We start from the raw sequence: 13430 nt of genomic DNA on the forward strand, positions 1-13430 counted from the left end.
ATTCTCCCCGTCTCGTTAATTGCCTTCGTTGATCGTGAACGCCTGCGGATCGACGAGCATCATCATCATCATTCCGCCAGGGAAGATGTTGTTCGTCGTAATCTCGCGCTCATTGTGCGAATGCCACATGTAGGCGAACCCGGCTTCCGATGTCGGCGAATTCGCGATCGTGCCGCTCGGCGGCGTCGTGCCCGTGAACGAGGTCGCGCGAATCGTCGCGTCAGGGCCGAGGTATGGACTGCCGCCGTACCAGGGGCCGTTAGTCAGCAGACGCGCATCGGGCAAGGTCACTGGGCCGCCGCTGCCGACATTGCCGAACGGATGCGCTTCGAGTGGCTTGTTGTGATCGGCGCACCACTCGTAGTAGTTCGGCGCGTTCGCGGGCGCGGGTGGATTGCTGTTGACGGTGTAGTAGCCGTTTGCATCGGGGACGCAGACGCTGCCGTCGCCCGCCGTGTGTCCATAGACGTCCCAGTTGAGGCCCCTGCCCGTCCAGTAGAAGATGCCGTCCATCGCGAGGCCGGGCGTCGTGGTCGTCGTGAAGAGCAGCGGCCCGGCGAGCTTCGTCGCGTCCGTCTTGCTCAACAGCAGATTGCCGTCGCGCGCGAGCACGCGCACGTGATTGCCGTGCTCATGGAACGGATGCTGCCAGCGGCCCGAGCCGATTACGCGCAGCAACACGAGTTCGCCGGGATGCATGTGCGGATTGCCGTTGTAGGGCTGATGCGGATACTGCTGCGCGTAGTTCGGGTCCATGTCGTCGGGCATCGAGCGGCCATTGATCATGAAGTACGCGGGGCGGTACGGCTCGGTTTCGACGCTCATGCAACCCGTGGCCTGCGAGCACGGCTTACTCGCTTCCTGCTCGGCCTGCGTATGGATGCGCGGGTCCATCTCCGAGAACTGGAACAGGTACTCGCGGTCGTAGCAGGCCAGCGGATGGTCGTATGCGGCAGCCGCGTTGCGAAAGTCGGGCTGGCCGTCGGGCAGCGTCGACTGAACCGCGCGACAGCCGGCGGGGACGGCGAGCGCGCCGCCCGCCGTGGTGGGCGTCGAGGTGGGCAGCACGATGATCGCGCCCGCCAGGCCCATCTCGACCTGCAGGTCGCTCTGCGTGCCGCTGTAGTAGCTGTGCGTGCCCGGCGTTGACGCGATGAAGCTGTAGGTCACGCTGTTGCCGTGTGTCGCCTCGCGCGTGAGCAGCCCCGGCACGCCCGTGAGCGTCGCTGGACACGTGCCATCCGGATTCAGCGCGGCGGCGCAGACCTGGAAGCCCGGAAACAGGATCGACGTATTACCCGCCGCTTCGGGCAGGTTGTTCGTCAACGTGACGGTGACCTTGTCGCCTTGTTTGACGATCAGCGTCGGCCCCGGCACCTGCATGCTCGGGCAGTTCGCGCCCGGCATGTTGGCGGGAGAAAAGCCCGACGGCGCGGTGCGGCAGCCGTAGCCCCAAGAGTAGACGCTCGTTCCGTCTGGCTGGCTGATGCGGTTGGCCTCGGCCGACAGATCGAAATTCGTGCCCGTGATGCCCGGCGCGGCCGCGTGCGCGTTGATGCAGTAGAGCAGCGCAACAACGGCCGCGCAAAGCAGCGCGTGGAACAGCGTGAAACGTGGCGCCGAGCCACGCCGCGCGTAGCGTGTGCGTCGGAAGTTGTCGGTGATGTTGCCCACGGCTCATCTCCTAGGTGCAGGACTTCGTGGTCGGGTCCACCGAATGGCAGATGTGGACCTCGGTCATCAATCCGCCGAAGTTCTCGGCATCGTTCGACAGGTGGTCGAGGTTCGGCGTGTACAGATAGAAAATCTGGCCGGCCGAGTAGCGGGTCGTGTCGCTCGCATCGAGAATCACGTCGATCGACTCGCCGCCGCCGAGCGTGATCGAGTTGGTCAGATAGGTCATGTCGTTGCCGGCGAGATCGCGCAAGAGCCGCGCGTTGACGCCGATCACATGCATCGGAATGCCAAGCGATGCGAGCGTCTGAAACTCGCTGACGTCGAGATCCGAGATGCGCAGGAGCGCCTTGCCGCCCGCCGGGATATTGATGAGCGCGGGCAGCGGCTGCGAGAAGTGCTGCGAGCCGTCGGCAACGGGCGTCTGCATCGGGCCTTGCGACACGGTGTCCGGATAGCTGCGGCCATTGAGCATGAAGTACTTGTCCTTCATGTCGGTGAACGGCTCCGGATTGAACGTCATGCCCACGAAGTGGAAATTCGGATCGAAGCCGTGAATCTGCACGGGATATTCGACGTCATAAGCCGTCGAACCATCGCCGTCGTTGTAGGCATACAGCGTTGGCGTGTTGCTCTTGTTCTTGACGTGCAGCACGCTGTTCTGCGGTGGCACGGGCGTCGAGCAGAGAACGTCGTTGCCGCATGCCGTGCGCGGATCGCTCTGCTGCTGGATCAGCGCGTGGTACAGCGTCCCGTTCGTCACGCGGTTCTGGCGCGGACGCACGAAAATCTGGCCGACCATGCCCATCTGCAGATGCTCGGGCGGCGTGATGTGGCAGTGCCAGAAGTACGTGCCCGCATCGGGCGCAAGGTAGTAGTACGTGAAGCTCGCGCCGATATTGATCGCCACCGACGCATCCGGCACACCGTCATAGAACGCGGACGCATTCGGATAGCCGTGGAAGTGGACCGTGTGCTGCTCGAACAGGTCGGGCCGCATGATCATCCCGACGTTGGTCAACGTGAGGAAGAACTCGTCGTCTTCGTCGATGGCCATCGTCGGCGCGGGCATGTTGCCGTTCATCACACCGACGTCCATGATCTGGCGCGGATCGACATGCCCCGTCAGCTGGCCGGGCGGCGTCGAGTCCGGATCGGGCACGAGGCCGATTGCGCCGTTGTAGTTCGGGTCAGCCGCCGTGCCGACGACATTGAACACCGACGCGAACTCCGTGCCCGGCAGGCCCTTCTTGATATCTGCCAGACCTGACAGCGGGCCGAACGCGAACAGATAGGTCTGCGTGCCGTCGCCCATGGTGGCATAGCCGTCACCACCCGAAATCTGCTGGCATTTGATCGCGCCGTTCACGACGCCCGTCGCCTGCGAGTTCGGCCCCGTGAAGGACGGGCCCGTATAGGCAGGCTCGCCCGCGCCTGCCGGCAGGGCTGACGGATGCTGTGTGGTAGTGGGTGGACATTGCACCCGGAACGATTGCGCGAACGACGGCAACGCGAACAACGACAGCAACAGCGCCGCCACGCCACTGCGGTATGCGAGGGTACTGAACATAGGACCTCCGCTGAGGAGTCAGTCAGCGCGGGGACGCGCTGCCGTCGGACACTGCGATGACGAGTGCGGGTTCATCGTCGCAATGTCCCGTATTTGAATTTTGCAGACGAGGACCGGGCGACGGGATGGGGCACCTCCCTACACTTGCGGTAGGGTTGACCCAACAGGGACGTGAAGTAGACGCGACGCGCAGGGCGCCTGCCGCGGGTGAATGCGGGCGAGCGCGGGCGAACGCGCCACCCTGTTTTTGCCGGGACGCGCACACCACGACAGACCGACCCGGTGCGGCTGGTCGAGAATGCCGCGACCTTGTGTGCGAACGACTCCGCTGACCGCAGAACTAAAGACTTGCCCTATGCAATCACTCATCGGGCGGCAGACTGCTTTTATGTGCTTGCCACGCCTATCCGTCTGTATCAAGATCGAATCGACTCATCCGGACCAGGCCATTCCCATGACAGACGACACCGATCCCGACAAGCTGAAAGGCCCCGGTGGCTTGACGTTGCGTCAGATCCACGAGCAGGTTCAGAAAAGCGTGGAGCGCGACCGCCAGGAACAGGCATCGCGCAACACTGTTGCCACGCAGCGCAGCAGGTGGCAACGCTGGGTGCGCTACGTGTGGGGCCGCAGCGGGCGTCGCTAGCTGGCGAGCTTGCTGTGCCGGTTACTCGCTCTCGTAGCGGGCCTCAGCACAGTCGCGTCGTTTGCTCGCAACGTGCAAAACAACTACGAGGGTCTAGCCGCGCGTTCCCCACTCAAGGCTACGGGATCCTCTGCTGCGTCACGTAGATCATCGAGATCACGGCCGCGCGTCTCAGGCGTATAGAAGGTCGTCACCACGCCGATCAAACTCAGGATCGCGACGTACGTCGCAAGCGGAATCCACGCCATGACCCTGCCTTCCGCACCGCCCCAGTGCGCAGTTGCCCAGGCGATGATCGATGCGCCGATGAGCGGTGCCACACCGCCAGCGATGACGGCTGATACCTCACGGCCCACCGCGACACCCGCGTAGCGATGTTGCGCACCGAAGAGTTCAGGAAGCAGCGCGCCTTGTGTGGCGAACATGCCCCAAACGCCGGCCAGCGCGACGCACAGCATGGCGATGCTCGCCGCCGCATTGCCCTGGCTCAGCACCCACCAGGTGGGATAGGCCAGCAGGAGTTGATACAGGGCAAAGGCACGGTAGACGGGAACGCGGCCGAACCGGTCGCTCAGCATGCCCGTCATCGGAATGATGACTGCCCCCGACACGCCGGCAAGCAGTAGCGCAATCGGGCCGATCGGCCCTTTGAGGCCCGTCGCGGTCACCATGTAACTGATGGCGAGCGACTGATAGATCGACGAACCACCGTTCTCCGCCATGCGCATGCCGATGACTTTCAGCAGCGTCGGCTTCGAATGCCGGATGAGGTGCTTCAACGGACTATCGTTGACCTGTTGACGCGCTTCGAGCTTGGCGAAGGAGGGCGACTCCTTGAGCTTCAGGCGAATCCAGATCGCCACGGCGATGATGACGACGCTCAGCAGGAACGGCACGCGCCAGAGCCAGCTTTGCGAGATGTCCTCGACACGCACCAGTGCGAAGTAGATCGCAGCCGCCATCACTGTCCCGAGCAACACGCCCATGAATGGCAACGCGGCGAAGTATCCACGACGTTTGGCAGGCGCATATTCAGCCATCAGTACGGCGGCTCCCGCCTGCTCCGCGCCCGCTCCGAGTCCCTGCAGCAATCGGCAGCCGACCAGCAGGATGGGCGCCCAGATGCCGGCGCTCGCGTAGGTGGGCAGCAGGCCGATCAGCGTGCTTGCGATCCCCATCAGCAGGATCGTCGCCATCAGGACGAATTTGCGTCCATACCGGTCGCCGAGCGTACCGAAGACGATGCCGCCCACGGGCCGGATCGCGAAACCGAGAAAGTACGCGCCAAAGCTCGCGATCAGTCCCATGGCGGGATCGCTCGATGGGAAGAACAGCGGCCCGAAAATCAGCGCCGACGCGAGGTTATACAGCGCGAAGTCGTAGTACTCGAGTGCGCTACCGAGCGATGCGGCCCATGCGGCGCGATAGAGATCAGCGGTCGTGACCTCGTTGCGGGTAGTGCTGGCGTTGTTCGCGATGCCGCCTTCGGCGGCCGCGATGGTTGGCTGGTGCTTCATGATGTCTCCTCCGGTTCCTGCGATTGCGTTGCGATCGGCCCGTCCTCGTCTTGGCGCGAGATGCCGGAGCTGGCTGCGTTGCCCTTCGTGTTGCCCTTCGTGTTGCCCGTTCGACCCGCGCGCCGCCCTAGCCGACCCGCGCGATCTCGTCGAGCAAAGCCGCGCTCATCACATCGATGGGCGCCGCTTTGCCTGTGTAAAGTTCGACCTGTCCGCAAAACTGATGCAGCAGCATGCGGGTGCCATCGATCACGCGGCATCCCAACGCAGCAGCATCGCGGATCAGCTTCGTGCGCACGGGAATGAAGGCCGCATCCATCACGAACAGATGCGGCGCCAGTTGCTCGTCGCGTAACGGATTGACGTCCGGCGCGCGGAAACCCGCAGCCGTCGCGTTCACGACGCCATCGAATGCTTGAGGATCGAAGTCGCCGAGATCGCCACCGAAAGCGAGGTCAAAATCACGCGCGAGATCCTGCCCGCGCGACGCGGTGCGATTGAACACGGTCACGTGGCCGCCCGCGCGCCGCACGCCCCACGCAATCGCGCGTGCCGCGCCGCCTGCGCCGAGCAAAGCGATGCGCTGCCCCGCAAGTGGCGTCACCTCTTCGAGCGCACGCACGGCGCCCGCGCAGTCGGTGTTGTAGCCCGTGAGATGCCCGTCGCGATTCTGGATCGTATTGACCGCGCCGATTTCGCGCGCGGTTTCGTCGAGTGCGTCGAGGTGGGCAATGACGGCCTGCTTGTGCGGCATCGTCACGTTCAGTCCACGGATGCCGAGCGTGCGCATCGCATCGATCGCGCCCGCGGCATCCTCTACGCCGAAGCTGACGAACGTGTAGTCCACGCCGAGCGCCCGGTAGGCCGCGTTGTGTACCTTGACGTTGAACGTGAACGGCTGGCCCGCAAGCGAGCCGCACAGCGATGGGATGGAATGGGGCATGGTCACTTTATGCTTTGGAGAGATCGAATGCGGAGATGGCCGCGTCACCATCGAGCACGCGCAGCAGGTTGTCGGTCGCAAGTTCGGCCATCGCGCGCCGCGTCTCGTGTGTCGCCGAGCCGATGTGCGGAAACGGCGTGACTTTCGGATGCGTACGCAGCGGCGAATCCTGCTCGAGCGGTTCGACGGCGAACACGTCGAGAGCGGCAGCACGCAAGTGGCCACTATCGAGCGCGTCAACGAGAGCGTCCTCGCGCACGATCGCGCCACGCGAGCCGTTCACGAAGATCGCACCCGCCTTCATCGACGCAAACGCTTTTGCGTCCATCAAGCCGCGTGTTTCGTCGGAAAGCGGCAGCGTCAACGCAACGATGTCCGCGCGCGCCAGCACTTCATCGAACGATGCGCGCACCGCGTGTCCGGCGAGCGATGCGGGCACCTGCACGTCGAATGGATCGTGGAACACCACGGGCATGCCAAACCCGAGCGCCGCGCGCCTCGCCACCGCCTGCCCGATGCGGCCGAAGCCCAGCACGCCGAGCGTCTTGCCATGCACGTCCCAGCCGAACAGGTCTTCGCCGATGTTGCGCGTCCATTGGCCGTCGCGCACATGGTTCGACAGTTCGACCAGACGCCGCGACGCGGCGATGATCAATGCGAATACGGTGTCCGCCGTGGTCTCCGTCAGCACGCCAGGTGTGTGACACAGGGTGATGCCACGTTGCTTCAGATACGCGAGGTCGTAGTTGTCGACGCCGACTGAAATGCTCGAGATCACCTGCAGACGCGGCGAGCGTGCCAGTACTTCAGCGTCCAGTCGGAAGCTCGAACCGATCAGGCCGTCAGCGTCGTGCAGCGCCTCGCGAAAGCGCGGCAGTTCATCGGCGCGTCTTGGATCGGCGACCGTCACGTCGTGCAAGGTCCGGATTCGCCCGAGCAGATCGTCTGGCATCTTGCGAAAGACCACGACGTTCCTGCGTGCTGTGCTGTTCGTTGACATGCTCGTTGTCCTCTTTCTGTTGGGGCTGATGTTCAGCGCGGCAAGGTGCGAAGCGACGAAGGGCCGCCCGACAACGCGATCCTCTGCCCCGTATCGCGCAGATGCCCGCCATTGACGGCGAAGAACGCAAGCTGCTTTTCGACGTTGAACTGCACGATCAGATACTTGCTGTCCGCGGTGAACACGATGCCCTGCGCCGCCTCTCCGCCCGGCGCCTCGGAAACCTTCACCGCCTGACCGTCGCGAATCGCGAAGAGCACCACCTTGCCGCGCGCGTGGCGTCCAGGGTTATCCGGCGTCAGGTTCGAGCCATCCATGGCCTGCACGCCGATCCACTTGCCGTCGGGCGAGATCGCGACGCCCTCGGGCAGAGACGGCACCGTGATCTGCTGGACCGCGCGAAACGGCTCACGCGATACATCGATGAGCGTCACGGCATCGGCATCGCCTGCGAGCTTGCCCGCATAGGACGGCAGCCCGGCCAGCCCGACATCGCTGACGACGGCCCATTTGCCGTCGCTCGATACGTCGATCGTGTAGGGCGCCACGCCGCTCGCGAGGCGCAGACCGCTATCCGTCACGCGACCCTCGTCAACGTTCAGGACGGCCACGCCCTGCTCGTCGCGCAACGCCACCAATGCGTGCCGTCCGTCGTGCGTGAAGCTCACGCCGGAGAGCCGCTTCTGTGCAATTTTCAGCGTGTCCTGAAGCGTCACGCGGTTGCCGTCGATACCGAGCACGGCCACGCTACCGTCGACGCAGGCGACGAGCGCGAGGCGGCCGCTTCTGTCGATGGCGATGCCTTGCGGATGGCTGCCGATGTCGAGCCGGGCGACGACGGGCGGCGAAGCCTGCAAATCGACGACCTGGACGAACGAATCCATCAACAGTTTTTTGGCCGCGTAGTCGTAGCGCGTCGGCGCACCGACCAGGGCGACGTTTGCATCCGGCGTGATCGCGACGGCCTGCGGCGGCCCCTGAATGCCGTTCTCGACTTCCACCTGCAGCTTGACCTGCGGTGGAAAGCGACTCGCGTCCAGCAGCGTCAGCGTGTCGGGTTTCGGATTGTCAGGGTAGGTATCGCGCCCTTCGACCCGCTGATATTTCCCGTCGTTGCCCGAGACGATCCAGTCGGCGCCGTACGACGTGCAGGCCATGACGGCGATCGTCAGACTGGCAAGCGCTTGCGCGCAGCGGGTCCGTTTCGCATTGGGTGAACGCATGTCGGTGTCTCCTTATCAGGCTTTGTTGTGATACTGCGTGCGCGCCGGTCTCAGACCACGCTGGTCAAGCCGCCATCGACGAACAGCGTCTGCCCGTTGACGAAATCCGAAGCCGACGAGGCCAGAAACACGGCAGCGCCGCATAGCTCTTCCACTCGGCCCCAGCGCCCCGCCGGCGTGCGCTTGCAAAGCCAGTCGGAGAAATCGGGATCGTCGACGAGCGCGCGGTTCAGATCGGTCGCGAAGTAGCCGGGTGCGAGCGCATTGGCCTGAATGCCGGAACTGGCCCATTCCGCGCACATGCCCTTGGTGAGCATGCGAATGGCGCCCTTGGTGGCCGCGTAGGGCGCGATGCCCGGCCGCGCCAGTTCGCCCTGCACCGAGCAGATGTTGATGATCTTCCCGCGCCCACGCGGCAACATGTGCCGCGCCACGGCTTGCGATACATGGAACGCGCCGTCCAGGTTGACGCGCATCAGGTCGTTCCAGTCGTCGGCGCTGAAGGTTTCGAGCGGCGCCCTGCGCTGGATGCCCGCGTTGTTGACGAGAATATCGATCGCGCCGACGCGCGCCTCGAATGCATCGATCGCTGCGGAAACTTCCGCGCGTTCGGTGACATCAAAAACCGCGATATCCGCGTTGAGGCCTTCGTCGCGCAGTTGAGCCGCGACGGCTGCCGCCTTCTGCTCGTTGCGATCGTTGATGACGACAGCCGCGCCCGCGCCTGCCAGTCCGCGCGCCAGCGCGAGGCCGATGCCACGCCCAGAGCCGGTGATCAGCGCACGCCGTCCGTTCAGGCTGAAGAGCTTCAATGTGTCGTTCATGGTTGCTGGCGCCCGCCAGGCGCGCCCGTGTTGTCTCCGATATCCGTAGTTCATTCCAATTGCCGCGATTGCGCCAATGATCATTCATGACGCTGTTATCATGATTCGTGATTACACGGGACGAACGGCCCGTCAGCGGGAGTGGTCATGGAATTGAAGCATCTGCGTGCATTCGTCGTACTTGCTGAGGAACTGCATTTCGGCAAAGCCGCGCAGCGGCTGTGCATCGTGCAGTCTGCGCTGAGCATGCAGATCAAGGCGCTGGAAGATGAACTCGACGTGCGGCTGCTGGAGCGCGACCGTCACAAGGTCGCATTGAGCGAAACGGGCACGCTGTTTTTGCCCGAGGCTCGCGCCACGCTGCATCAGGCATTGCGCGCGGAGCAAACCGCGCGGCTGTCGGCTCGCGGGGAAATCGGCACGCTGCGGATCGCCTTCGTGTCGTCGGTGCTGCCGAAGCTCTTGCCGACGCTCATTCGCAACATGCACGAGCGCTATCCGCTCATCACGCTCGAGTTGAAGGATATGCCGACGCCGGATCAGGTTGCCGCCCTTCACGACAACAAGCTCGATTTCGGCCTGATACGCCTGCCCGTTGCGGGCGCGGGACTTGAAGTTTGCGTCGTACTCGAGGAACCCTTTGTCGTCGCGCTTCCTGACGACCATCCGCTAGCCGCCCAGGCGCTGATCCGGCCGGCGGATCTTCGGGACTATCCTTCGTTCGTGCTTGCGCGGCGTTACGCGCCGGGCTTTCACGACGAGATGCTCGTCGCCTTGAAACGCGAGGGCGCGGAACTCAATATCGCTCAGGAACTGGGGGAATTTACAACCATGCTGGCGCTCGTCGCGGCAGGTATGGGTATTGGCATGATCCCGGCCGAGGCGGCCATCGCCTTGCCGCCGAAAGTCGTAGCCCGTCCGCTCGAACTTGGCGGTTACCGGGCTGGCATCGGGCTCGCGTACACCGACCTCGATAATCCGGCCAAGCGGGCGCTTCTCGGTGTGATGCAGCAATGCTTCGGAAACGCACAGGAAAAATAATGGGCCCCGCCATTTCACACTTGCTATGAAGCTCAGTGCGCGGCCTTTCCTCCCTCACTTCCCGTCCATCTGTTCTCCCCACACTTGCTGCCCGACGACGCTGGCCATGACGCGCCAGCGATCGCTTTCCAGAACGGTTTGAGCGTCGATACGCCCGAACAGGTCCAGCAGCGGTGCGACGAGACCCGTCCAGCCTGTCTGGTGACTGGCACCGAGCCCCGCACCGTTGTCGCCGTGGAAATACTCGTAGAACAGGATCAGGTCACGCCAGTGCGGGTCGTCCTGGAACTTGTCCGTCCCGCCGTAGACGGGGCGCCGTCCATCCGCGTCACGCAGAAACGTACCCGTCAACCGGTTGACGATCTCTTGCGCCACCTCAAACAGCGTCATGTGCGGCCCCGAGCCTGTCGGGCATTGAACCTTGAAATCATCGCCAAAAAAGCCGTAGAGATTCATCAGCGCCCTGACGATCAGCAGATTCACCGGCATCCACACCGGACCGCGCCAGTTGGAGTTTCCGCCGAACATCCCGGTATTCGATTCAGCGGGCAGGTACTGCACCTTGTAATCCACCCCGCCGACATTCAGTACATACGGATGGTCGAGATGGTAGCGAGAGAGCGAACGAATGCCGTGCGGCCCCAGGAATTCGTTCTCGTCGAGCAGGTATCCGAGCACGCGCTCGAGCTTCCGCTTGTTCAGGATCGACAGCAGCCTGCGCTCCTTATGGCCGATGAAGCCGGCATCGGTCGGCGCCACATGAGCAATCAGCTCCGGGTAACGGCTTCGAAATTGCGCGACCATTTCCAGCAGTTTCGGACAGCGCGAGACAGTGTCGGCTTCGAAAACCGTTGACGCGCACAGCGGCAGCAACCCGACCATCGACCTCACCTTCAGACGCGTGGTCTGGCCGTCCGGGAGACGCAGCAGATCATAGAAAAATCCGTCCTGCTCGTCCCACATCTCGTCGGGATGTTCGCCGCGCCGGTCCATCGCATAGGCAATCCACATGAAGTGCTGGACGAACTTGAAGGCGATCTCCTCGTATATCGGGTCGTACTCAGTCAGGATGATTGCCATCTCCAGCATGGTCTGGCAATAAAACGCCATCCACGCTGTTCCGTCCGCCTGCTCAAGGGTTCCGCCTGTCGGAAGCTGCGCACTGCGATCGAATACGCCGATGTTGTCCAGTCCCAGAAAGCCACCGGCGAAGACATTGCGGCCCGAAGGGTCCTTACGGTTCACCCACCAGTTGAAATTGAGCATCAACCCCTGAAACGAGCGTTCAAGAAAACGCGGATCAGCGCGTCCCAGCGCTTTCTCATACTTGTAGAGCCAGAGCGTGGCGGCGGCATGCACGGGCGGATTGACGTCACTGAAGTTCCACTCGTAGGCTGGGATCTGGCCACTCGGGTGGACATACAGCGTGCGCAGCATCAGCAGTAACTGCTCTTTGGCGAAATCGAAATCGACGAGCGCCAGGGCGATCGTATGAAAGGCCAGGTCCCAGGCCGCGTACCACGGGTACTCCCACTTGTCCGGCATGGAAATCACGTCGGCATTCAACATGTGGAACCACTCCATATTGCGCACATCGCGCCGGGCGGCTTCGAGCAATGGATGACTCCCGTGCTCGCGCAGCCACAGTTCGAGATCGAAGTAGTAGTACTGTTTGCTCCACAGCATGCCCGCCAAAGCCTGACGATGCACCCGGCGCTTGTCCTCGGTCAGCGCCTTTGGGGCAACGCGCTCGTAGAACGCATCCGCATCGGCAATGCGGGAATGGAAGGTTTGCTCGAAGTCGTCGAAGGGATTGACCTGCTCGACTGCCGTCATGCGCAACCGGATAGTCGCGTTGCCGCCGCCGGGTACGTCACACACGTAATGGGCCGCCGCCTTGGTTCCCGTCCTGGCGGGATTGACAGCCTCGCGCTGCCCGGCGATGACGTAGGCGTGGAACGCGTCCTTCACATAGGGTGACGCGTTGGGTTGATTCCACAGACGCTCTGCGTTGCTATCGTTTTCCGTGAAGAGCAGTTCGCTCGCGCCGTCGCAGTAAAGCCGGTACTCGCCCAGCTCATGATGCGTCGCACGAATGACGCCTGGACCCGCTTCACATAGTGATGGCCTGCGATCGTCGTGGCCCCACGACCAGGTATTGCGAAACCATAGCGTTGGCAGGACCCGAAGCCGTGCCTCTTCCCGTGCCCGGTTGTGTACGGAAATGCGCACGAAGATGTCTTCCGGACCCGCCTTCGCGTATTCGACAAACACGTCGAAATACCGGTCTTCATTAAACACGCCGGTATCGAGCAGTTCGTATTCGAGTTCGCCCCGCGATCGTTTCCGGTTGGTCTCGACCAGATCCCGGTACGGGTATTCCCGCTGCGGATACTTGTACAGATACTTCATGTACGAGTGAGTGGGCGTGCTGTCGACGTAGAAGTAATACTCCTTCACGTCCTCCCCATGATTGCCCTCGCTATTGGTCAGGCCGAAGAGGCGTTCCTTCAGAATCGGGTCACGCTCGTTCCACAGTGCAAGGGCAAAGCACAATTGCTGCCGGTCGTCGCACAGTCCGCCGAGCCCGTCCTCTCCCCATCGGTAGGCGCGTGAGCGGGCATGGTCGTGAGTGAAATAGTTCCAGGCGTCGCCGTCATTGCTGTAGTCCTCGCGGACCGTCCCCCACTGCCGCTCGCTGAGATACGGCCCCCACTTCTTCCATGGCACTTGCGCGGTGCGCGCGTCGTTCAGGCGCTTCTGTTCGGCTACATCGACGAATGCAGGGCACATGGTTCGCCTCCATAACGGCGCATGGACTCGATCTCAACATGCACGAAGACGCATCATCGTGCGCGATTGAGGCAACTGCGGCATATCGGCATGCGTGGTGTTCCGCGCGTTGTGTTCTTCTTGATCGCGGAACGTATTGGAGGTATTGCTGAATTGTTCTCGAAGCACGCGACGGTGCCGACCTGCGTCCCGTGGATAC

10 protein-coding genes are annotated in these 13430 nt (G+C 63.1%); 2 read left to right on the forward strand and 8 right to left on the reverse strand.

Annotation, left to right across the window (positions count from 1 at the left end; genetic code table 11):
- Positions 1 to 15 precede the first annotated feature (15 nt).
- Positions 16 to 1605 (reverse strand): multicopper oxidase family protein, encoded by a 1590-nt coding sequence (locus C2L65_RS39890; protein ID WP_042305370.1) that lies wholly within the window; start codon positions 1603 to 1605, stop codon positions 16 to 18.
- A gap of 79 nt (positions 1606 to 1684) precedes the next feature.
- A complete protein-coding gene (locus C2L65_RS39895) occupies positions 1685 to 3244 on the reverse strand; it encodes a multicopper oxidase domain-containing protein (protein ID WP_042305297.1) in 1560 nt (519 codons plus the stop codon).
- A 454-nt stretch (positions 3245 to 3698) separates the two neighbouring features.
- Here C2L65_RS39895 and C2L65_RS39900 point away from each other — a divergent pair, with 454 nt between their 5' ends.
- Positions 3699 to 3890 (forward strand): hypothetical protein, encoded by a 192-nt coding sequence (locus C2L65_RS39900; protein WP_042305298.1) that lies wholly within the window; start codon positions 3699 to 3701, stop codon positions 3888 to 3890.
- An 83-nt stretch (positions 3891 to 3973) separates the two neighbouring features.
- Here the strand turns inward: C2L65_RS39900 and C2L65_RS39905 are convergent, their stop codons facing one another.
- The 5 genes from C2L65_RS39905 to C2L65_RS39925 form a co-directional block, all read right to left on the reverse strand.
- Positions 3974 to 5407: an MFS transporter gene (locus C2L65_RS39905; RefSeq protein WP_081920777.1), complete on the reverse strand. Its 1434-nt coding sequence runs from the start codon at positions 5405 to 5407 to the stop codon at positions 3974 to 3976.
- A gap of 127 nt (positions 5408 to 5534) precedes the next feature.
- On the reverse strand, positions 5535 to 6350 hold the full coding sequence (gene aroE, locus C2L65_RS39910; protein WP_042305299.1) for a shikimate dehydrogenase: 816 nt from the start codon (positions 6348 to 6350) through the stop codon (positions 5535 to 5537).
- A 7-nt stretch (positions 6351 to 6357) separates the two neighbouring features.
- Positions 6358 to 7350, reverse strand: coding sequence for a 2-hydroxyacid dehydrogenase (locus tag C2L65_RS39915; RefSeq protein ID WP_042305300.1), 993 nt, complete (start codon positions 7348 to 7350; stop codon positions 6358 to 6360).
- A 32-nt stretch (positions 7351 to 7382) separates the two neighbouring features.
- Entirely contained in the window at positions 7383 to 8573 is a 1191-nt protein-coding gene (locus C2L65_RS39920; protein WP_042305301.1) for a beta-propeller fold lactonase family protein, read from the reverse strand.
- Between the two features lie 50 nt (positions 8574 to 8623).
- On the reverse strand, positions 8624 to 9397 hold the full coding sequence (locus C2L65_RS39925; protein ID WP_042305302.1) for a glucose 1-dehydrogenase: 774 nt from the start codon (positions 9395 to 9397) through the stop codon (positions 8624 to 8626).
- A 147-nt stretch (positions 9398 to 9544) separates the two neighbouring features.
- Between C2L65_RS39925 and C2L65_RS39930 the strand changes: the two genes are divergently transcribed.
- Positions 9545 to 10438, forward strand: coding sequence for a LysR family transcriptional regulator (locus C2L65_RS39930; RefSeq protein WP_042305372.1), 894 nt, complete (start codon positions 9545 to 9547; stop codon positions 10436 to 10438).
- Between the two features lie 54 nt (positions 10439 to 10492).
- Here the strand turns inward: C2L65_RS39930 and C2L65_RS39935 are convergent, their stop codons facing one another.
- Positions 10493 to 13231 carry an MGH1-like glycoside hydrolase domain-containing protein gene (locus C2L65_RS39935; protein ID WP_042305303.1) on the reverse strand — a complete coding sequence of 913 codons (2739 nt, stop codon included), beginning with the start codon at positions 13229 to 13231 and terminating at the stop codon, positions 10493 to 10495.
- Between the last annotated feature and the right edge of the window lie 199 nt (positions 13232 to 13430).

Origin of the sequence: Paraburkholderia terrae, from assembly GCF_002902925.1 — a bacterium.
GTDB classification, from domain to species: Bacteria; Pseudomonadota; Gammaproteobacteria; order Burkholderiales; family Burkholderiaceae; genus Paraburkholderia; species Paraburkholderia terrae.